Source organism: Acidobacteriota bacterium (genome assembly GCA_004299485.1).
In the GTDB taxonomy this organism is placed as follows: domain Bacteria; phylum Acidobacteriota; class Terriglobia; order Terriglobales; family SCQP01; genus SCQP01.
Genome location: SCQP01000014.1, coordinates 418181 through 439525 on the forward strand (window position 1 = coordinate 418181; position 21345 = coordinate 439525).

The window sequence follows — 21345 nt, forward strand, 5'->3', positions numbered from 1 at the left end:
GAACACCCAATTTTACCACGCGCGCCGCAGGCCCGAGATGACGCGCAACGGCGTGAACCGGGCTATGGCGTCGAAGTCGCGGTCCTGGTGCCACACCGGAAGCTGATGCGCGAGCGCGATGGCGGCAATCAGACAATCCACCGACGAGCGGATGGTCAAGCCGCGCGCCCGCCCCCATTGGTACCGCTCGGCCGCACGCAGAAACAGCTCCAGGGGGAGCGGATCGCCGTAGCGCGGCAGCGCCAGCAGCGCGCTCCGGAATGAGGTCAGACTCCGCGCCAGCGATTCTCCTTGCAATACTTCCTGGATGACTGGTCCGCAGGTCGCCAACCGCACCTGCAGCCGCCCGGGCAGCTTCAGCGTCTGCCCCGGCCGCTGCAGCTCAATCCAGATCGAGGTGTCGACCAGAATCATTTGCGCCGCCGCGGGCGCCGCCCCTGCGGAATACGCGGCTTATCTTCCCGCATCGCGGCCAGGTCTCCCTCCCAAACCCCCGATCCAGTCCAATCGTCCAAACCGCGCAACTGATTGATCCGCACCAACTCCGCCAGCGCATGGTTCACCGTGGCCGAATAGGTCCCTGCGCCGGCCACGCACTGCGCTGCCGCCAGCAGCTTCTCATCCAGCACAAGATTTGTGCGCGTCATGTGGCTTAGGCTAACACGCCGGCGTGAGTTCTCCGTTGACGCCGGTGCGCCCCGACGGATACAGTTCCAGTCATGAAACTCCATGGCTGGGCCGTTGGACTGGCGTTGTTCGCTACCTTGCCCCTGTGGGCCGATACCGTGCCGCGGCCCAAGGGCTATGTCGTCGATCACTACACCTTCGCCGTCTCGCTGACCGACGCCAACAACTCCGTCGCCGTGCGCGACACCGTCACGCTGCATTTCACTGAGAGCGGCGTGCGCTCCGTCTGGCTGAACCTGTGCCAGTACCGCAGCCAGTCCGAGCCCGCCAATTCAGCCAATCCTTGCCTGCCGCGCGAACCCTACGGCGCGCCGAAAACCGCCCTCGCCCCGTCGGCCGGCACCGGCATGGTCGTCACGGCCGTCGCGGCCGCGGGCGGCAGCGCCGTGCGTTACCAGCAGGCGCACGATCTACTGACGATTACATTGCCGGGACCCTCGCGCGCCGGCGAGCAGTTCCAGTTCACCGCCGTCTACCATGGCGTGCCCGCCAACGGCCTCATCATCGGCGAGAACCGCCACAGCGATCGCGAGTTCTTCGTGAACGAATGGCCGGATCTGGCGCGCAACTGGCTGGCCGTCGTCGACCACCCATCGATGAAGGCCACGCTGACCATGGATGTCACCGCGCCGCGCAAGTATCAGGTGCTCTCCAACGGCACCAAGCAGAAGCAGATCGCCCTGCCCGGCGATCTGGAAGAGACCGTCTGGCAGGAGCACGTTCCCATCTGCACCTGGCAGTTCTCCCTCGCCGCCGCGCCCATGGCGGTTGACTACTTCGGCGAATATCACGGCATTCCGCTTTCTGCCTGGGTCTATCCGCAGGAGCGCAAGGTGGGCTTTAAGGCGTTCTCCACCTGGACGCAGCCGATTCTGGAGTTCTACATCGACCACATCGGCCCGTTCTCCTATGAAAAGCTGGCGCAGGTTGAGGCCAACGGCACCGGCGGCGGCATGGAGCTGGCCTCCGACATTTACTACGGCTATCCGCCCAGCGGCCCCGGACGTCAGCTTCTGGCGCATGAAATGGCGCATCAATACTTTGGCGACTCGGTTACCGAAAGCGACTGGGACGATGTCTGGTTGAGTGAAGGCTTTGCCACCTACTTCGCGCTGCTCTACACCGAATATCAGGATGGCCACGACGCCTTCCTCCAGGGCATCGAGCGCAGCGCCGCCCAGGCCCGCCGCTACTACGAGGCTCACCCCGGCTCCCCGCTCGTCCACAACGACCTGAGCAATATCGGCGCGGTGATCGCCAACCAGGTGCAGATCTATCAGGGTGGCGCGCAGACCCTGCAGATGCTGCGCGGTGTGCTCGGCACGCGCACCTTCTGGGAAGGCATCCGCCTCTATTACCAGCGTCATCGCAACCGCAACGCCGATGACGCCGACCTGCAAAAAGCCATGCAGGACGCCTGCCAGCAGGATTCCGCCTGCCCGGTCTACGGCCGCAACCTCAACTGGTTTTTCCCGCAGTGGCTACACTGGGGCGGCATTATGAAGGTCAGCGGCACCTGGAGCTACGACGCCACCGCACACGAAGTGGTGATCACGTTGAAGCAGACACCCGATCAAGGCCGCTACCGCCAGATGCCGTTTCAGGTTCGCGTCAGCGAACCGGAAACGGCCCTGCGTAGCGCGCAGCGCGGAGCAGGGCGTAGGCGCCGCATGCAGCCCGAACCGCCCCCGCCCCTGCCGGTAATCATGGTCAAAGGCGCCGAGACCACGCTCCGTCTGCCCGCCGCCCAGCTCCCTGTCACTGTCACGCTCGACCCCAACCACTGGGTCACGCTTGCCCAAAAGCGCTTCGTCGGTCCGGCGGTCACGGCCGTCCCCGTCGGTGGCGGCAACCGCTAGCCAACAGGAGCGTCCCGAGTGCCAGCAACGCGCGCCGAAATCGAGACGCTCATCCTGAAGATGCTGGCCTCGCGCTCGAACGGCGAGTACAAGTACAACCTAACCGGCCGTGACGCTCCGGGCGAGCTTGAGAGGACGTTCGGCGAGGCTTGGTCAGCCGCACAGCGCCGCTCGGCTGCGGAGGCATTCGAAGGGTTGCGAAAAGGGGGCCTTGTCCGATCGACGATGACCAACCCAAACGACACTGAAAACTGGGTGGAGATTACCGAAGCTGGGCGAAAATCCCTCTCCAGCCCCGAACCCACATCGGCTACGGCCGAGATCAGCGTCGTGACCGACGAATGGCTGGCGGAGATCACCAAGCCAGCTCTCAACGCCGGCCAACCGGTCGCCATTGCATACGCCGACCTCGACCATTTCAAGCAGGTCAACGACCGCCTTGGTCACGAAGCGGGCGATCTGTGCATCAAAGGGTTCGCAGAGGTCATTGCCAGTGTGCTCGCCCGTAAGGGCGAGTTTCGGCGCGGTTACGCCCGAGGCGATGAGTTCGTAGCCGTATTTCCAAACTTCACGCGCCGCGAGGCGACGTCGTGCTGCCAGAGGATCCGCGAAGAATTGATGCGCCTGAAAATTGGCGCGCCTGTCCAAGTGACCGCAAGCATAGGAGTGGCCGACGCCACCGAGACCGAACCGCCGGACGTGAAGGCGGCGGTCACAGCCGCAGAACAAAGAATGCGGCTGGCCAAAAACACGCGCGACACTGTTATCTCCGGCACAGAAACGCGCAGATTCATCTGACGCAGCCTCGCCGACGCCCGGCACCCCGCCCCGCCAGGGCCACCGCGCTCACTGAACACTGAAACCTGAACACTGAACACTCGCTTCAGCCTCCCAGCACTTCCTTCAGTCTCGCATGCCCGCTCCGGCTCACTGGCAGCCGCTCGCCAGAGTGCAGCACCACCATAAAGCTATCCTTGCCCGCCGGCTCGATGCGCGCTACGCGGTCGAGCCGCACCAGGCAGGAGCGGTGAATGCGGATGAACTGCGCCGGGTCGAGCGCCGTTTCCAGGCTGGCAATCGTCTGCTGCTTCAGGTATTTATTGCCTTCGCTTGCCAGCGCCACATAGTCATCCTGCGCTTCGGCGTAGTCAAGCTTGGCCACCGGAATGATCGTCACCTTGGCGCCATCGCGCACCACGATCCGCTCCAGCGGTCCCGGATGGACGGCGGCGCTCAGCTCGCGGGCGTCGGGCGGACGGCGCGTGAGCGCACGGTCAATCGCCGCCTGCAGTCGCTCGGTGGTGAAGGGTTTGAGCAGGTAGTCGACCGCATGTACCTCAAACGCCCGCAGCGCGTACTCATCATGCGCAGTCACAAACACGACGGGCAGTTTCTTGTCGATGATCTCCAGCACTTCAAAGCCATCGAGCTTGGGCATCTGAATATCGAGCAGCAGCAGGTCGGGGCTATGGAGCGCGACCGCCCGCACGGCGTCAAAGCCGTTGGCGCACTCGGCCACAATCTCGATGCGCGCATCGTGCGCCAGCATTTCCCGCAGCACCGAGCGCGCCAGCTCTTCATCATCGACGATGATGGCTCTAAGCACGGGCTCCCTCCTCCACCGGCAGCGCCAGCGTCACGCAGAACCGTGCATCGGCGGCGCTGACTTCCATTAGTCCGCGCCCGCCAAACACCGCTTCCAGCCGCGCCCGCACGTTGCGCAGGCCCACCCCGCCGGAACGCCGCCGCGTGCTCTCCGGATCGTAGGCATTCTGCACCTCGACTACCAGCGCGCCTTCACGCAACACCGCCCGCAACTCGACCGCCCCGCCTTCGACCAGCCCGCTGATACCGTGCACCACGGCATTTTCCACCAGCGGTTGCAGCAGCAGCGGCGGCACCAGCACCTCCAGCGCTCCATCGCTGACCTGCTCGTCAAACCGCAGCCGCGCCCCGAAACGGATCTGCTCGACCGCCACGAAGCTGTGAATCAGCGCCAGTTCCTCGCGTAGCGGCACCAATGCCTGTGCTTCACCCAGTGTCAGCGTGCGCCGCAGAAAATCACCCAATCGCACGCACATCTCGCGGGCGCGGGCGGCATCGGTCGTCGTCAGCGCACTGATGGAGTTGAGCGAGTTGTACAGAAAATGGGGATTGATCTGCGCCTTCAGCGCCCGCAGTTCCGCCTCCCGCGCCAGCCCATGCGCCTCCTGCGCCCGTTCGGCTTCGAGCGTCAGGTAATACCCGGCCGCCGCCAGCCAGTAGAACAAAATGCCGGGTATCCAGACCGCGATCATGCCCGCGGTATCCAGCATCGGCCAACCGTAGAGAAACGCCAACAAGCGTGCCAGCAGCGACCATACCCACCCCACTACCACGGCATCGATGCCATGCGCCGCCAAAGCCGTGCCCGGATATTTGCTCAACGGCAGCGCCCGGCACGTGTACCAGATGGGCAGCAGCCCGAACGCCAGCACCAGCGTCAGCGGCCCCGCCAGCGCCGCCGCATGCCCCACCGGCAGCCCGCTCGCGTGCAGCAGATATGCCAGCAGGAAGCCCAGCGGCACCCACGCGGCCACGTAGATCGCCAGGCGGCGGTTATTTTGCAGCACCGGGTGCATGTCTAGTTCTTGATGACCACCCCGCCAAACATCGCCCAGCCGGTAATGATCAGCCGCTTGGCGCCGGACACGGGCGTGTCCTGTTGCGTTTCATCGCTGTAGCCGCCCAGAAACGGCTGGCCGTGCATTTCGATGATCCAGTGCTCCGGTACACGGATTTCTGCGCCCCCAAACAAGGCCGTGATGTCGAGCGTGGCCGCGTCGCCGGCAATTTCGGCGCGATGCAGGTCGAGTTGGATGCCGCCAAAGAACGCATGCAGCCGCCCACCCCGAAACTGCTGCGAGTTGATTCGCCGCTGATAGCCGCCGAGCACCGCCACCCCGTCAATATAGCTATCGTCGCCGCCCGAAGGCGCACTCGCCTCCGTGCTGCCCGGCGCCGGGCCGCTCGGACTGGGCTCAGCGGATGCGCCGGTAGCACCGCTGTCGCCCGCGCCGGACCAGTCCTCCGCCCAGCCGGAGCGCCGGCGAGTCCGGTAGTAATGCCGACCGTGGCGCCGGTAGCTCCAGGGCCGGCGGAACAGCAACGAAATGCCCACCACGATCAGAATCACCGGCCAGTAGTTGGTCAGGTCTAAGTACCAATAACCGAGATTGCTCGCGATCCAGCCCGCGCCCACCACAATCGCTACCACGCCCCAGAACAATCGCATCCCGCGCGGACGCCAGCTCAGCAGCTCAATACCGAAAATAATGAACACCGCTGGCCAGAAATAGTTAAAAAAATATCCGGCCGAGATCACATGAAGCTGATCGAGCAGAAAAATCACGCCCAGCGCGATCAGGATCAGGGGACCGAACAGCCCGCGGCCGCCGCAACGGCAGTGGCGGGATTGAGAATCGATGACATCGAACATAGGCGCTTGCGCCTCCAAGATCGAGATTATGCAGCCATCCACGCTATCACGACCGCCAATCGGCCAACGCCCTTCCTTTACCGGCAAATACCGCCCAAATGGCGCTATGGAGCCTGCAACTCTGCCCAGCTCTGCCGCACCCAAGCGCAGGTGGGTTGGGATTTTAACCCGGTCATTCTGGCGGGCTGCGCCGCGCTGGCGACGATCTATTTCGCAGCCTACTACGGCACCGGCGCCCACCGCGAGAAGCAATGGCACTTCTGGCCCCGCGCTATCACATTTCTATTCGCTGACGTCGTCCTGCTTTTGGCGCTGATTTCTCCGCTCGACCCGCTCGGCGAGACGCGCCTTTTCAGCGCCCACATGGTCCAGCATTTGCTGCTGCTCGAAGTCGTCGCGCCTCTCTGGGTGCTGGGCCTGCCCGTGCCCGTCGCGCAGCGCCTCCTGCGCCTCCCTGCCCTGTCCCGTATCGAAAAACGCCTGCGTGATCCGCGCATCGCCTGGCCCATCGGCTTTTTCACGCTCGCCCTCTGGCACATCCCCTACTTCTACGACCTGGCGCTGAGCGCGGATGGCACCCATGCCCTCGAGCACCTGTGCTTTCTTCTCAGCGCGTTCGTCTTCTGGTGGCCGGTCGTCTCGCCCCTTGCCAGCCACCGCATGCCGACGGTGACTTCGGTCCTCTATTTGTTCAGCCGCATGACCGCCAACCTTATGTTAGGCGTCGTGGTAATTGCCCTGCCGGTCGGCGCCTACGCCGCCTACGCCCATCGCGTTCTGCCACTGCCCTTTGGCCTTACCCCCTATACCGACAAGGAACTCGGCGGCTACCTCATGTGGCTGCCCACGCTACTGATCGATGTCGCCGCGGTCCCCCTCTTCCTGGTGCTCCTGCTTAAACCCGCGGTACTCCCGAGCCAAACGTTACCGGAGGTGACAAATCCCGCCGCACCGGCGGCTTTTCACGGCTGACGTGGCTCGAGGTAAAAATGGCCTCGCCCTGCTGATTCAGGTAATCGGCAGTTCGGGCGGCAAGGGCCTGAATGGTCAGGCCAGGGTTGGCCGAGCCTTGAGTGGGAAAGACGCTGCCGTCGCAGATAAACAGGTTTGCGATGTCGTGCGTGCGGCAGAAACCATCGACTATGGAGTTTTCCGGCCTCGTGCCCATCCGCGCCGCGCCGACCAGGTGCGCGTAGCGCTGCTCCTCGACGACTTCTTTGGCGCCCGCCGCCAATAGAATTTCTTCGACCTTCTTGACCGCGAAGCGGATCATCTTGTGATCGTTTTCGTGCAGGCTGAAGGTCACGTGCGCGACCGGCAAGCCGAAGTCATCTTTTTCTTCCGCCAGTTCAATCTTGTTGTCGTAAGCCGGGAGAATCTCGCCCAGCACGCCGAGAGTGGACCAATGGTTGTAGTCCATCATCACCTCGCGCAAACCCCAGCCCCAGGCGCCTTTGGCTTTGGCCATTTGCTTGGCAAACGCGATGGGCAGCGGACCGACGGTCTGGACGGCAAAGCCGCGCGCGAAATCGCGCTTGGGGTCGGTCTCGTAGAACTCCTCTGTCATGGCATGTGCAGGTGGAGCTTTGTACAGCCGCACCAGATCCGGAAAGCGCCCCGCGACCACGTTGCCCGCCTGCACCATGAGGTAATGGCCAAGCAAGCCGCTGGAATTCGCCAGCCCTTGCTCAAATCCTGGGCAGGCCGAGTTGAACAACAGGCGCGGGGTTTCGATGGCGTAGCCGCAGACGATGATGGCGCGAGCGCGCTGCACGTGCTCCCGGCCATCGCGGTCGAAGTAGGTGACGGCGTTGACGCGGCGGTTCGGACCGAGATGAATGCGCGCCACCATAGAGCGGTCGCGGATCTCAGCGCCATGCGCGATGGCGTCGGGCACGTGCGAGATGAGCGTCGATTGCTTCGCCCCCACCTTGCAGCCCTGAATGCAAAAACCGCGATAGATGCAGTGCGGCCGGTCGGCGCGCGAGCCGGAAAGAATCGCCACTGGCCCTCCCGCACACACGCGAATTCCCAGCTTAGTGCAGCCTCTGACCAAGGTGTCGCCGACGCCGCCCATCGGATGCGGTCCATACGGATATCCGTGCGGATCTCCCCAGGTGAACCATGCCGGTCCCGCCGCAGGCATTTCCCGCTCGATCAACTCGTAGTAGGGTTTGAGGTCTTTGTAGCTGATGGGCCAGTCGCAACCCACGCCATCTTCGGTGTACGTGCGAAAGTCCGAGGGATGCAGCCGCGGTACAAACGCCGCCCAGTGCACCGAACCGCCGCCCACGCCCCGACCGCTGTTGTTCTCGCCCAACGCAATCGGGTCGCTGCCGCCGGTAATGCGCAAATCGGTCCAGTAGAGCTGGTGTGAGCCGGCCTCGTCGCTCACCCAATCCCGCTCGGTATCCCAGAACGGCCCCGCTTCCAGCCCCACGACTTTGAACCCAGCCCGCGCCAGCCGTTGCAACAGCACCGCACCGGCCGACCCCACGCCGACGATGCAGTAGTCCACGGCCTCTTCCTCCCGGTAGCATTTCATCTCCGGTCCGAGGTGCTGCATGGGCCCCAACCGATGCCCCTCCATCGCCATCTTCATTGCCGAGTCCCGTCGCGCCCCGCCTCACAACGAACAGTTCGCGCTGCACGGCTGATGGCTGATCGCTTATAGCTGATGGCTGTCTTCACAAGTGACTCCCCGGCAGCGGCCGGCATTCGCCCGACAACGAATCTTCCGGCGCCGCCCACTCGTAGCGTTGCTCGGGTTTTTCCCACGGCTCCGGCTCCCCGCGCTCCAGCCGCATGTAGCCGCGCGGATACGCGGGTCCGCCAAAGCCGATTTCATCCCACGCCCAGGGATGGGCATAGTAGACCTCGGCTACGTCGTTGACCAGCATCAGCCAGAAATGTTTCACCGACATGCGCGCGAAAATCGCCTTGGCCGCTGGCGGCTCGCCGTCGTGAAGGGTAAACAGCACTTGATCGCGCTCCCGATTCCTCAAGTACAGAAATTCGGCGCCGAAGAGATGCTGTGCAATCTCTTCGATGGCGCGCAAGCCCATGCGGTAAGCCTCGCCATCCGGCGGCATGTCGGCGTAGCGATAGCCCGGCCCGCGATGCTCGTACAGTCTCTTGTCCAACTCCGGAACGATGGCAATACGCCGCTCCGCCGGACGGTCATCCTGCGGCAGAATCTGGTTCACCACCGCCTCCAGACGCTCGGCTTCGCCCGGCCCAAAAAAGCGCAGCGGTGCTGGCGGCTCCAGTCGCTTCAGTACAACGGCGCGAGTGGCATCGTCCCAGAAGTCCTTCTGGGCAAGCGTTGAGTAGCCGGGATAGTAGCCGATCTGCTTCATTTCCCCCGCAACGCGGTCGCGAGCAGACCGAAAAACCCGCAAGCAGCAAACAGCAGCGGCGCCAGCACCGGCGGGCCATAGAGGATGTTGTAGATGAGGTGTTTGTGCCCGCCTGGCCGCCGCAAAATTCCCCGGGCGTGATAGCCGAAACCGGCAGCGCCGTCCGCCATCGCCGCCACCGACAGTGCCGGCAGCAGCCAGCGCGGCCCCCGGCGTGCGAACGCCGCTGCCGCCAGCGCCGGTGCCACCGCAATCGGCGTCCACTGCACCCAATAACGGAAGTTGTTCTTGTGATGGGAATAGAGCGCCTCGCCGCCGCTGCACAGCGCCGCAATTCCCGTGGCCAGGCAGAGATGCCGCTCGATGGATTCCCGCAGCCCGGCCGGAACCGATGCACTGCTGAATTCCGGCTGCAGGCGCGCGGCCAGAATGCCGAGATACGCCGAAATGCCCAGCAACAGCGGCGCGAACAGTGGTGGTCCCATCGCCAGGTTGGGCACAATCAGCCGCCAGCCTCCGGGCTTACGGGCGATACCGCGAATATGAAAGAACCAGCCGGTGGCGCAATCCACCGCGGTTAGCGCTGATACGGCGGGCAGCAGCGTCCGTGCCAGCTTCGGCTGAATCGCCGCGGCAATGCCCGCTGCCTGCAGCGCCTGCGTCATCACGATGGGCGTCCACATGATGCGCTGGCCAAACCCGGCGCGATAGTGCATGTAGCCCACCTCGAGGCCGCTCAGGCCGCTCGTCAGTCCGGCCAGCAGCGCCAGCGAGCGCTGCATGCGGCCCGCCTCCGCTTCCGCAACGACAGCGGTTTCGAGTTCACGCAGCGTAGCGCCGGGCATCGCGAGTTTTGAGGTCCAATCCGATTCCCGGACGCGACAGGTCCGGCCAGAGCGCGCCCTGGCGTGGCTGGGACGCGCCATCGAACAGCATGCTCTCAATCCGGGCGTGGTCGTGGAAGTACTCGATATTGCGCACCCGCTCCAATGCACAACAGGGATGCAAGTGGGCCGAGGGCGCGGTGTGCGCCGAAAGGGGGGTTTGATACGCCGCGCACTGGCTGTCGACCCGGGCAAATTCGCTTGGACCGGCGCAGCGGGTGATATCGGCCTGCTGCACGTGCACCGCCTCGGCAGCCAGCATGTGCTGGAAATAGGCGAGCTCGTAGCCGTACTCGCCCGCCGCAATTTCCATGCCCGCCGGAACGCGATCTCGCAGCCAGTGCAGCCCCTCCAGATCGTCGCTCGACACCGGCTCTTCAAACCACGTCACGCCTTCGGCGGCAAACTGTTCGGCAAACCGCCGTGCCTGCTGGCGCGAATAGGCGCCATTGGCATCAACGTACAGCGCGATGTCGGGCCCAATTGCCGCCCGCGCCGCTCGCACCCGTTCGAAGTCGTGCACCGGCTCGCGGCCGACCTTCATCTTGACCGCGGCAATTCCCTGCTCGGCCCAGCCCCCAAGCTGTTCCTGCAGCTCGGCGATGCTGTAAGAGGTAAACCCTCCGCTGCCGTAAATCGGCACGTGATCGCGCACCAGGCCCAGCAATTTGGCCAAAGGCAAATTGAGCAGCTTGGCTTTCAGGTCCCACAGCGCAAGGTCAACCGCCGCCATCGCCATCGAGCAAATCCCTGGCCGCCCCAAATTGCGGATTGCCCGCCGCATCGCCTCCCAGCAGCCCGGAATATCCATTGCATCGCGGCCTTCAATCTCGGCCGCCAGTTTTCCATGCACAACCGCCGCCACTGCGGGCGAGCCGTAGGTATAGCCCAGCCCCACACTGCGATCGGCATGCACCTCCGCCAGCACCACTTCGGTGGCGTCCCACGCCATGGTGCCATCCGACTCCGGCCGCTCCGTCGGAATGCTGAACAGTTCCACCGTTGGCCGCCGCAGGCGTGCATGCATAGCTACATCGGATGCTCCGCAGCCGATCTCAGAGTTGTCTGCTAAAGTAGGTGCCCATGAGAATCCTGGGCCTCGCTACGGTCGCGCCAGGGCCGGCTAATCGGGAATTTGAACACGCCGCGCCACCTCGGACCCAAACTGCCGGAAGTGGCGCTCATTCCAGGTGTAGATCGACTCGGCGCTGGCTTTAAGCGCACAGCGGGCCAGCAGCGCGTCGTACACCGCTCCGCCTGCAACGCCCATCCCGGCCGCCCAGCCAAGCGCGGCAGCATACTCGTCGCCGTCCAGTGCAACCACTTTCAGCCGCTCTCGTATGCTCCCTATGAACAGCATCGCCTGCTCGCTGCCGACGCGAAATCGCCCTGGCATCCGCGTCAGAGTCGCAAACACTTCGGCCAAGCTATGCGCCGCGCAGCAGCCACGCTGGCGCTCCACTCTTAGAAAGCATCGCGCGCTGGCATCGTGGTGAACGTGATCACCGTAAAAAACAGGAACCAGGACCGAGGTGTCAAAGAACGCCTTCACCGCTTCCGTCCGCGCGCACTTTCGCCGCGTTCCATGCGAACCTGTTCGAGCACACTGTTCGTTTCCGCCGCTGTCAGCCGCTCACCCGTCCGCCACACCCAGACGCCGTGTTCTTTTGTGAGCGGTCCCGTCGCCCGCACCGGGATCAAGGCAATCCTGTCCCCCGACTGTTCCATCTCCAATTCCGCGCCCGCCTCCAGTCCCAGTTGCTCGCGGACCGGTTTTGGAATCACCAGGCGCCCCGCCCTGTCAATCTTCAAACGAGCCATAGTAGATCCATTTTACTATGGTAAAAACCACAGCTCAATGGCACGCAGCTAGGTCCATTCCACGACGGCCTTGATCACCCCCGGGGCGAGCGCGCCGTTGGATGCCACAAACTCCTCCGGCGTAAGGTGGTGCGTAATCAGCCCTTCGATGTGCTTGCCCCAGGTCTGCCGCGCTTGCGCCAGATCATCGGCGGCCATCTGGAAATGGCCGCGGGCGGCGTTCACGCTGCCAAACATGAGTTGATTGTTGAGCACGATCTGGCGCAGCAGCGCCGCACCGGCGATCTGCAGTGGCTTGTTGCCGCCCGGAATGCCGGTGAGGGCGTAAATGCCGTTGGGTGCGAGCGCGTCCAGCAAGTTGAATTCGAGCGCGGCAAAGCCGCTGGCATCGAGCACCAGCGCCATCGGTTCGGGACACTTGGCGTTCGGGCCTTTGAGGTAATGACCGCCAATCGTGGTCAACCATTGCGGCCGGGCGCTCGTGGCATCGACGATATCGAGGCCGTAAACTTCAGCGCCGCGCAGGCGCAGCACCATGGCGGCCAGCAAACCAACCGGGCCGAGCCCCGCGACCAGACAAGGCTGGCCGTGAATCCAGCGCGGCGTGATCTGCGCTTCCGGATTTCGCTGGTGCGCCAGCTTGAGCGCCTCGGCGATGGCCTTCTCGACAATCGTCAGCGGCTCCATCAGCACGCCGGTGACTTCCAACTCGGGCGCGAGGCGCGTAATCCAGGTCTCGCTGTCGACGACAAACTCGGTCTGGTAGCCGTCGGCGCCATGAATGCCGCGCTCGGTGTACAGGCCCGTCTGGCACATATCGTTGCGCAGCATGTTGCAGTTGGCGCAGCGGCCACAACCGCGCCGCACCGAAAATACCGCATAGTCACCCACGCGGACGCGGCTGACCTTTTGGCCGATCTCGACCACCTTGCCCATCATCTCGTGGCCGATCACCAGCTCGGCCTGCCCCGCCGGCGCCATCGCGCGTCCGCCGGTGACTTCCTCACGATCAGTACCGCACACGCCCACACGGACGACTTGCAGTTTGATCTGATCGGGCGCAGTGAGTTCAGGTTCCGGGCGCGTGATCAGCCGCGCACCCGCCGTTCCGGGCGTAATCGCAATGGCTCGCATTGTTCCAGACTAGCATTGCTCTTACTGCGGTGCGAACGTGATCGAGCTCAGCGACCCGCTCAGCACCGTCACGGTTTGCGCCGACGAGGTGGTGCTGGTGCCTACAAGCGTCGTGCTGAAGCTGCCGCTGGCGACAATGCCGCTTGCGTTCACCGTTCCGGTCAGTGTCACCATCAGCGGGTAATGCGTGCCACTGGAGAAGTTCGCAGTGAAATGTCCTGTGGCATCGACCGATACGGGGCCGGTCACGGCCTTGCTGAACGGTGTACCCGAGCAGCTATCCGATGCCGGACAGGAAACAACGGTGATATTAATCTGGCCGGTAAGGTTTGCGGACCCCGACAGCAAGGTGCTGCCCGAGCCAGTCTGCAACGTGATGCTGCCTGCCAGGGTAAGCGAGGCCGAATAAACGCCGCCGGCGGGATCCGAGGCGGTGCCGTTAAACGGCGCTGAAGCCGAGCCGGTGAACGTCGTCCCCGGCGGCGGCCCGAAGTTGGCGGTAACGGAGTGATTCGCGCTCATGGTGACCGAACACGCGCCCGTACCCGAACAGTCGCCGCCCCAGCCGGTGAACACGCTCCCCGTGGCCGGCACTGCGGCGACGAAGACTTGCGTGCCCGCCGCGAAGCCTGCCGAGCAACTTCCGCCCGCCGAGCCGCAGGCCAGCGTGCCCGGATACGACGCGATGCCGCCGCTACCGCTGCCCGCGGTTGCCAGGCTGAGCGTAAATGTCGAGCTCGGCGCTGTGCCGCCGTCATAAGGCGGCGCCTTGGTAAAGGCCTCGAGCACTTCCTTGCCGTCAACGACGGCTTCGCCGAGGCCCAGCCAGGCATCGGGATCGTTGACGCCGAGCTGAGTAAGAATGCCGCCGCTGCCGGCCTTGAGCAGCATCGTTTTGCCGAGGTTCTCAAATTCGGCCACGCCCTGTTCGATCAGTTGCTTGCCCGCGGCGGTGGTCTGCGCCAGCGCACCACCCACGGCAATCTGCCCGCCTGCAGCCACCACCGTGACATAAAGCACGGCGGCGGCGGGCAGGGCCAGCGCGGCGGCGATCGCATCGGCGGGAATCGAGGCCACCGCCGCCGCGGCAGCCACCACGCCCAGTGCCACGCCGCCAAGGCCTGCGATAATGCCGACGCCGTCGCTGAACGCCTGCGCGGCCGCGCAGGGCGACGTCTGGGGCGCTCCTAAATAATTGGTCAAATCGTTGCTGTTGGGCGAGGCGTTCGTGCTGTAGTCGTTGTAGGCCGTCGCCGCCTCTGCCGACTGACAGCCGCCCGCCCCGGTAATGGCAGCAAACGGTGGCCCCGTGGTCGCGCCGCTGGAGCCGGCTTGCGCCGCCAGCATGCCCAGCAGCAGGCGGTCGACCTCGCTGAGTGCGGCCGGTGTGACGACCACGTTCTGACCGGCATAAGTGCCGATGATATAGCTGGCGCTTTGGCCATTCACCACCGCGCGGATCCCCGGCAGGATGGTGTCCAATGCGGTCAACTCATTCGCCAGCGCGGCATCGAGATCGGACGTCTCGATGCTGGACCCTTGCACGCTGCTGATGAGGGTCGTGCCCAGATAGTTCCGCGTCGCTTGTAGAAAGTCGAGCGTCAGCCGGCCTTGCGCCGAAGGCAGCGTGGGCAACGCCTGCACCGCCAGACCGGGCAGCGCCGCGCTGGAGACCGTCTGACCGGTCGCCGTCTGGGTGACACTTATGGTGAAGCTACCGCTGGCGAGCGCGCCACTGGAGGCGTCCACAAAAGGCGGCACGCTGACGGTCATGCTCGTGGCCGAAACGCTGGTAGGCGCCACCTGCGCGCTGAAGCCACTGGCCTCGGCAAAGGTGACGAGCGGACTTTGCGTCGCATCAAAGCCGGTTCCTGTGAGCGTCACCTGACCGCCGGGCAGCACCGAAGCTGGCGCGAACGACTGCACCGTGATCGGCGGCGCCACCCCGGTGCCGCTGAGCGCCAGTTTCTGTGGGCTGTCCGCGGCGTTGTCGGTAATGCTGAGCGTGCCCGCGAGCGTGCCGGTGGAAGCAGGCGTGAAAGTCACCGAAAGCGTGCAGGTACTGCCGGCCGCCACGCTCGTACCGCAGGTGTTGGTCTGCTGAAAGCTGCTGTTGTCGAGCGCCACGCCGCTGATCGTCAGCGCGGCGCTGCCGCTGTTGCTGAGCGTGACCGTCTGCGCCGTGCTGGTCGTGCCCTGCGTTTGCTGACTAAAACTGAGGCTGGTGGGCGTGAGCGTAACTGCAGGTCCCGGCGCCGCGCCGGTGCCGCTCAGGCTCACGCTTTGTGGGCTACCGGAAGCATTGTCGGCAATGCTCAGCGTCCCGGTGCGCGCGCCGGTCGCGGTGGGCTTGAAGGTGACCGACACCGCGCAGTTCGCGCCCGCGGCAACCGTCGAACAGGTATTCGTTTCGGAGAAATCGCCGGTGACCGTGACCGACGAAACCGTCAGCGCTGCCTGACCGGAATTCGTCACCGTGACCGTCTGTGCGGTGCTGCTGGTGCCTGTCGGTTCGGAAGCAAACGTCAGGCTCGTCGCCGAGAGCGTTACCGCAGGCGTGCTGGAATTGTTGCTGCCGCCGCCCGTTGAGGTTCCGCCGCCGCCCCCGCAGGCGGCCAGTGCCAGACTGGCGGTGATGCCGAGAAGTGTTGTGACCATAGTCCGGGTTGCCATGCTCCACCTCCGGCCACCCGAATCATATCCCACGACTCATGTTTCAGGTGGTACTGAGCCGGGAGTATATCACAGACGTGAGCTAACGCAACTAGGCTCGAGAGAGGACGACAATCGCCAGGATCAGCACAGCGATGCCGGCGTACATAATGCGCACCGGCTGCTTCCCGCTCCCCTTCCATTCGCCCGTCCGCAGGCCATGAACGCTGGCGGTGATCACGATGAGCGACATGAAGACCGGCCAGCCGAGAACGGTGCCGAGTGAACCCAGCTTTCCGGCGCCGATGCCGTAGAGCACCGTGCTGCCAAACCAGAAAATCGCCATCAATCCGGCCAGCCACCAATAGGCGCCGGTCGCCGGCCGGCGAAAACGATCGCCCGTGTGATTCTTTTTGACCAGATAACCGCAATACAGCCAGCCCGGAATGCCGCCGGCAAGCATCAGCGGCAGCCAGACGGCGTTGGGCGCCCAGATGGCCGCCGCGCCATGCGACTGGGCGAACTGCTGCAGCGGCTGGCCCTCAGTAAAGCCGATGTTCACCAGCGCCGAACCCACGCCGCTGATCAGGCAGTAAATGAGACCCTGCACGATCGTGGTGCGCCGCACCGGAGCGGCGACCGCGGCCGCTCCGCTCGCGGATGCCTCCGGGGCAGTCGGCGGCTTCAGCGCGGCTTCCCGCCTGCGCCCGGCGACGGCGCACACGCCCACGCCGATGAGCACCAGGATGACCCCGCCCAGCACTTGCAAACCCAGCGGCTGCAACAGCTCGCCCGGATTCTGCCGCAGCAGCGGCACCAGGCTGCCCACCGCCGCCGACAAGCCGAGAATCACCGAAAACGCCAGCGCAATGCCGACGCCTTCGACCGCCAGGCCGAAAAAGATCTGCGAGATGCCCCAGCCCGCGCCGCACGCGGCGACCGTCCACATGATGGCGGCAGCCCCGGGCGCAGCATAGACGGCGCCGAGATTGGGCACCGTCAGCCAGGCCAGCAGCGGCGGAAACAGCACCAGCGCCCACAGCGTATAGATGAGCCAGGTGTTTTCCCACTCCCAGGCGCGGGTAAACTTCATGGGCAGCGTAAAGCTGCCGTTGGCGATGCCTGCGATAACGAGGATTCCCAAACCAACAAATGCGAAGTTCATAGAGTTCGAGGCAGTATACTCCGAGAGTGTACTTGGGAGTAGATATCGGTGGCACAAAAGTGGCCGCCGGACGGGTGACTGCCGAGGGCCGTATCCTCAGCCGCGTTCGGGTTCCCATGAACGGCATCGAGGCCGTCGAAGCCGCCATCGCCCAGGCGCGCGGCAACCGCCGCGTGGCTGCAATCGGCCTCAGCTCGCCCGGACCGCTCGACCCGCGCCGCGGCGTCATTATCAACCCGCCTAATCTTCCTTACTGGCGTAATTTCCCTCTGGTGCGAACGATCGAGCGCAGGTTCAAATTCCCCACGTACCTCGACAACGACGCCAACGCCGCTGCGCTCGCCGAGGCCCGCTGGGGCGCTGGCCGCGGCTATGGCGCTGTCTTCTACGCCACCCTCGGCACCGGCATCGGCGCCGGCCTGGTGCTCGACGGCAAGATCTATCACGGCCGCACCGGCGCCGCGGTCGAAGGCGGACACGTCTCCATCAATCCACGCGGCCCGCGCTGCGGCTGCGGCAAACGCGGCTGCATTGAAGCCCTGGCCTCCGGACCCGCCTTGGCTCGCCGCGCGCAAGCGGCGGCGCGCCGTCAGCCGCGTCGCGCGGCAAAGTTGCGTCAGCTTGCCGGCGCCCAACCGATTGCGGCCGAGCACGTCGCTGCCGCCTGGCGTGCCGGCGACCGGCTGGCCACCGAGATACTGGCCGAAACCGCTTCCCTTCTGGCGCAATGGCTAGGCACGATTGTCGACCTCCTCGAGCCCGAGGTCATTATCTTCGGCGGCGGCATGGGCAAGCTCATGGCCGCCTGGTTTCCGCAGATCCGCGCGCAACTGCCGCAGTGGACCATCAACTCCCGCGCCCAGCAAATCCCGCTCCGCGCCGCGCGCTATGGTGCCGACGCGGGCATCGCCGGCGCCGCCGCCCTTTGCTTGTCATGACCGGCCTGTTCCAAGCCGCCCGCGATGGCGCCGCCGCCGTTATCCTCCTCGGCGTGGTCATCGCCGCCGCGCAATGGCTTCTGCGCCGCCTCTATCACGAGAACTAATTCCCGCTGTTCCCTGCCCCCTGACCCCTGGCCCCTGACCCCTTTGTCCCCGTGCTCAGGTGGTCCCAATTCAAGAGGGTATTCAGCACCAGTGAATACGCGCCGCGCGTCTCGCCGCGATAAATAGGATTGTTCGAGAACAACACCACATGGCCCTGTTCCACCGGTACGTCAATCACCGCAGCGTGATCGGCGATGGAGTTAGCGCCCTGCACAAGGCCGGAGATCAGCAAATGCCGCGCGTCGGCGTAGCGCACAACTACCCTCGGGCGGAACTGCGGCGGAATCACGTTCGGGTTGTTGCGCTCGGCGCCCTCGGACAGGGGCGCCGCTTGCCAGGGCTGCACGCTCGGCTCGATGGGCGGCGTCTGGTTGACGCGGCCAACGACAAAGTCGTGACCTTCCGGGCCGCCGCGCCCGGTGGCGCGGTTGCCGATACCGGCGCCGAGGCGGCGGAAGCCTCCACGGCCGCCGCTCACGTCGCTGACGCCGAAAGCGGGGCATTGATAGCAGTAGAGGGCGAGGTTCTTGCCGTAGCCGTAAACAATGGGGCTGGTGGGATCGGTAACGACGCTATCCACCAGCGTCCCGATAATGCGCTCATCGGGAGGGCTACTCACGGAGACGCCGCGCGTGAAGCCCAGGGCCGCGGCAAGATTCGCCGTATCCATCACGGTCACCAACACCCCGCCCTGGCGGGTGAATTTCTGCAGATTCGCAACTCCCGCCCAGCCCAGTTCGGGCCGCGTGTCCGAGGTGTGATCCAGAATCCCGAGCGCCGGCGTTTCGGCCGTGTGCTCCCAGGGCAGCGGATTTCCCCAGTCGGTGGGCGTTCCGTTGACGATGCTGTCGAGGCTCCCGCCACGCCCAATCGGCGGAAACAGGATGACGTCGTATTGCGCGCGTAGATCAGGCGTGCGCGCGACGGTCTGGGTCGAGATGTAACCGTAGGGAATGTGCATGCGGTCAAGAGCTTCGCGCCACCACCCCTCGGTTTGCGTCGCAATCCAACTGTGCAGGATGGCTACGCGGGCCGCGCGCGCCGGATGCATGGCGATGTCGGGCGCCGAAGCCAGGCTGTAGGCAGTAATGTGGAGTCCCTTGACGGCGCTGTCCAGTGCGCCCGCATCGACGCCCTGAATGACGAAACTGCCGCGAGCAAAGTCGTGCCCGGCGGCGCCGAAGGCGGCGTCGGCAACCTGCATATTGGCATTGGGCAACCGGTAGCGGAGCTGCGCGAGCGAGGTTTCGGCCTTGTCGTTGATGGCAAACACCGGGCCGGCGCCTGCAACCGCGCCGCCCAGCGGCAGCGTGGTCACGGCCGTCATGGGCACGCTCAAGACGCTCTTGTCCGTGATGCGGGCAACGCTGGTATTGAAATTTTGCCCGAACGTCCAGCCCGTGTCGTCATAGGGCGTGCGTTGCGGATCCTTGGGCGCCCAGTACTGCACGTCGAGCAGCGTGTCGGCAATGCGGGAATAGGGCTGATCCATGCGCAGGATGTAGCTGCCCGCGGGAAAGTCCTGACCGTTGGCCGTAAACGCCTGATCGGCGCGGTTGATCTCAACGTGCTGCAACTGCATGACGCGCAGCAATTCGTACTGAAGCTGCGGCCGCGCATCGGCGGCGGAGAGCACGTAGGCGGCCGGGCCTTCTTTTTCCGGCTTCTCTACCGCGTCCTTGGACTTGAGATAGAAATCGCGCAGGAAGCGGTCGCGGTTCTCCGCGAAAAAGTGCAGCGAGGTCAGCAGGCCGGTTTCCTCGTAATTGTTGTTGTCGCGCTGCGACCAGAGCACGCGCGGCAGCGGAGGATTCTGCCGAAACCAGGTGCGGCTGTATTCGCTCTTGCTCAGGGTGCGCATCTCGGTGTCGGCGCCGCCGTTGCCGAAAGTTTCGTAGAGCCGGCTGATGCCGTTATGCATGGCAGCGAGGAACATTAAATAGCCCGGCGACCAGGTGTCGAAATCACCGTGCGTGAACACGCCCGGCATGCCGAACTTGGTCATCGCCTGGACGTTGTTCCAGGCAATGATTTCCCACTCGTTAGCGAGAATGGGATCGATCCAGGAGTTGAATGGCCCGTCGCCGGCGGTGTTGTCGTAAAGGTACGGCACCGACTCGTGCAGATCGTGCAAAACCTGGGCATGCCAGCTCACCAGCGTATTGAGAATGTTGCGGCTGAGCGGCAGCGTGAGCGCCATGGCGTCGCGGTTGTTGTCGTGCGCGACGTAGTGACCCCAGTAGAGCAGGCGCGGATAGTTCTCGCCCAGATGGTCGCGATGCCATTTATAGAGATCGGCCATGCGGTCGCGGCCATCGACTTCGACGATGGGGGTGATCAACGTGATTTCGTGATTGCGGATGTACTGAATGTAGGGGCTGTCGTCCACCGCGAGTCGGTAGGCGAGCTCCATGAGGGCGGTGGGGGCGCCGGTCTCGCTGGAATGAATGGTTCCGGTGATGTAGTAAACCGGTACGGCTTCCGATGCGATTTTCTCGGCCTCGGTGTCGTCGAGATGGATCGAGCGTGGGTCGGCAAGCTGCGCCAGGAGATGATTGTTCTCCTCCAGCTTGGCGAAGTTGCGCTCGCTGGTGACGGCGACGGCGATCTGCTCGCGCCCTTCGACCGAATGCCCAATCACATAGACGCGCACGCGCGGCGTCGCCTTGGCGAGCATGCGGAAATAGCGGTAAACGAGCGTCGAGTGCGGCAGAATGTTGGGCGCGCCCGCGATGTCGCCCAGCACCGCCTCCGGCGTAGGCACCGTCTTCGAGGCCGGTAGATAATCCACCAGCGGCGAGTCAAAGTACGGCTCCGTGGTGTCCTTGCGGATCTTCGCTGTGTACGCCTGATCGACCGCCTGCCCCGCCGCCGGACCCACCCCCGGCGGAATCGAAGCCTTCGGCGCAAACTGCTGCGCCCCCAGCGTCCCCGCCAGCGCCACGGTCAACAAACAAATGACAGTTTGAGAATGTCGCACAAGTGCCCCCGAAGACTGCCGGGCCACTGTATGCAATCGGTCGGGGTTATGTCAAGCGCGCCGCGGCGATGTTGACCGATTTAGAATTTCTGTGGAGCGATCCTCGTGTTCCAAAAGCTCACACTTGAGTGTCGCAGCCCGGTTCGTTCAACAAGCTGTCTGCGCAAGCCCAGTTACGCTGTCGGCTTCGCGGTCCTGATAGCAGTCTGCGGCTTTCCGCAGCACCGCTCGCCGGCGACGCGAACGGTCGAGCTAGCCGTTATCGTTCTCCCGAGCACGT

General features: G+C 64.5%; 19 protein-coding genes. 4 read left to right on the forward strand and 15 right to left on the reverse strand.

Annotation, left to right across the window (positions count from 1 at the left end; genetic code table 11):
- Positions 1-12 precede the first annotated feature (12 nt).
- The gene (locus EPN33_10745; GenBank protein TAN22119.1) at positions 13-414 is read right to left on the reverse strand and encodes a PIN domain nuclease; all 402 of its coding nucleotides are present in this window, start codon (positions 412-414) and stop codon (positions 13-15) included.
- Positions 411-887 (reverse strand): type II toxin-antitoxin system VapB family antitoxin, encoded by a 477-nt coding sequence (locus EPN33_10750; protein ID TAN22120.1) that lies wholly within the window; start codon positions 885-887, stop codon positions 411-413. The genes EPN33_10745 and EPN33_10750 overlap by 4 nt, the downstream gene beginning before the upstream one ends.
- Here EPN33_10750 and EPN33_10755 point away from each other — a divergent pair.
- Together EPN33_10755 and EPN33_10760 are read left to right on the forward strand one after the other, a co-directional pair.
- On the forward strand, positions 720-2546 hold the full coding sequence (locus tag EPN33_10755; protein TAN22121.1) for a hypothetical protein: 1827 nt from the start codon (positions 720-722) through the stop codon (positions 2544-2546). The two genes, EPN33_10750 and EPN33_10755, sit on opposite strands and share 168 nt — an antisense overlap.
- Before the next feature lie 18 nt (positions 2547-2564).
- On the forward strand, positions 2565-3344 hold the full coding sequence (locus EPN33_10760; GenBank protein TAN22122.1) for a GGDEF domain-containing protein: 780 nt from the start codon (positions 2565-2567) through the stop codon (positions 3342-3344).
- Between the two features lie 85 nt (positions 3345-3429).
- On the opposite strand, the gene EPN33_10765 is transcribed toward EPN33_10760, so the two are convergent.
- The 3 genes from EPN33_10765 to EPN33_10775 are packed head-to-tail and all read right to left on the reverse strand — an operon-like array spanning position 3430 to position 6024.
- Positions 3430-4095, reverse strand: a complete 666-nt coding sequence (locus tag EPN33_10765) for a response regulator transcription factor (GenBank protein ID TAN22171.1) — start codon at positions 4093-4095, stop codon at positions 3430-3432.
- Positions 4096-4144: 49 nt separating this feature from the next.
- Complete coding sequence (locus EPN33_10770) at positions 4145-5167, reverse strand: sensor histidine kinase (protein ID TAN22123.1); 1023 nt, start codon at positions 5165-5167, stop codon at positions 4145-4147.
- A 2-nt stretch (positions 5168-5169) separates the two neighbouring features.
- Positions 5170-6024, reverse strand: a complete 855-nt coding sequence (locus EPN33_10775) for a hypothetical protein (GenBank protein TAN22124.1) — start codon at positions 6022-6024, stop codon at positions 5170-5172.
- Here EPN33_10775 and EPN33_10780 point away from each other — a divergent pair.
- Positions 5911-6996 carry a cytochrome c oxidase assembly protein gene (locus EPN33_10780; protein ID TAN22125.1) on the forward strand — a complete coding sequence of 362 codons (1086 nt, stop codon included), beginning with the start codon at positions 5911-5913 and terminating at the stop codon, positions 6994-6996. The two genes, EPN33_10775 and EPN33_10780, sit on opposite strands and share 114 nt — an antisense overlap.
- Here EPN33_10780 and EPN33_10785 read toward each other — a convergent pair.
- The 9 genes from EPN33_10785 to EPN33_10825 form a co-directional block, all read right to left on the reverse strand.
- A complete protein-coding gene (locus EPN33_10785) occupies positions 6920-8569 on the reverse strand; it encodes a GMC family oxidoreductase (GenBank protein TAN22172.1) in 1650 nt (549 codons plus the stop codon). The genes EPN33_10780 and EPN33_10785 overlap by 77 nt on opposite strands.
- Before the next feature lie 142 nt (positions 8570-8711).
- Complete coding sequence (locus tag EPN33_10790) at positions 8712-9383, reverse strand: gluconate 2-dehydrogenase subunit 3 family protein (GenBank protein ID TAN22126.1); 672 nt, start codon at positions 9381-9383, stop codon at positions 8712-8714.
- A complete protein-coding gene (locus tag EPN33_10795) occupies positions 9380-10228 on the reverse strand; it encodes a hypothetical protein (GenBank protein TAN22127.1) in 849 nt (282 codons plus the stop codon). The genes EPN33_10790 and EPN33_10795 overlap by 4 nt, the downstream gene beginning before the upstream one ends.
- Positions 10206-11294: a mandelate racemase gene (locus EPN33_10800; GenBank protein TAN22128.1), complete on the reverse strand. Its 1089-nt coding sequence runs from the start codon at positions 11292-11294 to the stop codon at positions 10206-10208. Before EPN33_10800 ends, EPN33_10795 begins: the two co-directional genes overlap by 23 nt.
- Before the next feature lie 96 nt (positions 11295-11390).
- Positions 11391-11819 (reverse strand): PIN domain-containing protein, encoded by a 429-nt coding sequence (locus tag EPN33_10805; protein TAN22129.1) that lies wholly within the window; start codon positions 11817-11819, stop codon positions 11391-11393.
- On the reverse strand, positions 11816-12088 hold the full coding sequence (locus EPN33_10810) for an AbrB/MazE/SpoVT family DNA-binding domain-containing protein (protein TAN22130.1): 273 nt from the start codon (positions 12086-12088) through the stop codon (positions 11816-11818). The genes EPN33_10805 and EPN33_10810 overlap by 4 nt, the downstream gene beginning before the upstream one ends.
- A 48-nt stretch (positions 12089-12136) precedes the next feature.
- Complete coding sequence (locus EPN33_10815) at positions 12137-13222, reverse strand: alcohol dehydrogenase (GenBank protein TAN22131.1); 1086 nt, start codon at positions 13220-13222, stop codon at positions 12137-12139.
- Between the two features lie 21 nt (positions 13223-13243).
- Positions 13244-15895: a choice-of-anchor D domain-containing protein gene (locus EPN33_10820; GenBank protein TAN22132.1), complete on the reverse strand. Its 2652-nt coding sequence runs from the start codon at positions 15893-15895 to the stop codon at positions 13244-13246.
- A gap of 91 nt (positions 15896-15986) precedes the next feature.
- A complete protein-coding gene (locus tag EPN33_10825; protein TAN22133.1) occupies positions 15987-17039 on the reverse strand; it encodes a hypothetical protein in 1053 nt (350 codons plus the stop codon).
- Between the two features lie 26 nt (positions 17040-17065).
- Here EPN33_10825 and EPN33_10830 point away from each other — a divergent pair, with 26 nt between their 5' ends.
- Positions 17066-17977: an ROK family protein gene (locus EPN33_10830; protein ID TAN22134.1), complete on the forward strand. Its 912-nt coding sequence runs from the start codon at positions 17066-17068 to the stop codon at positions 17975-17977.
- Between the two features lie 103 nt (positions 17978-18080).
- On the opposite strand, the gene EPN33_10835 is transcribed toward EPN33_10830, so the two are convergent.
- Positions 18081-21044, reverse strand: coding sequence for a hypothetical protein (locus EPN33_10835; protein ID TAN22173.1), 2964 nt, complete (start codon positions 21042-21044; stop codon positions 18081-18083).
- Positions 21045-21345: the final 301 nt, after the last annotated feature.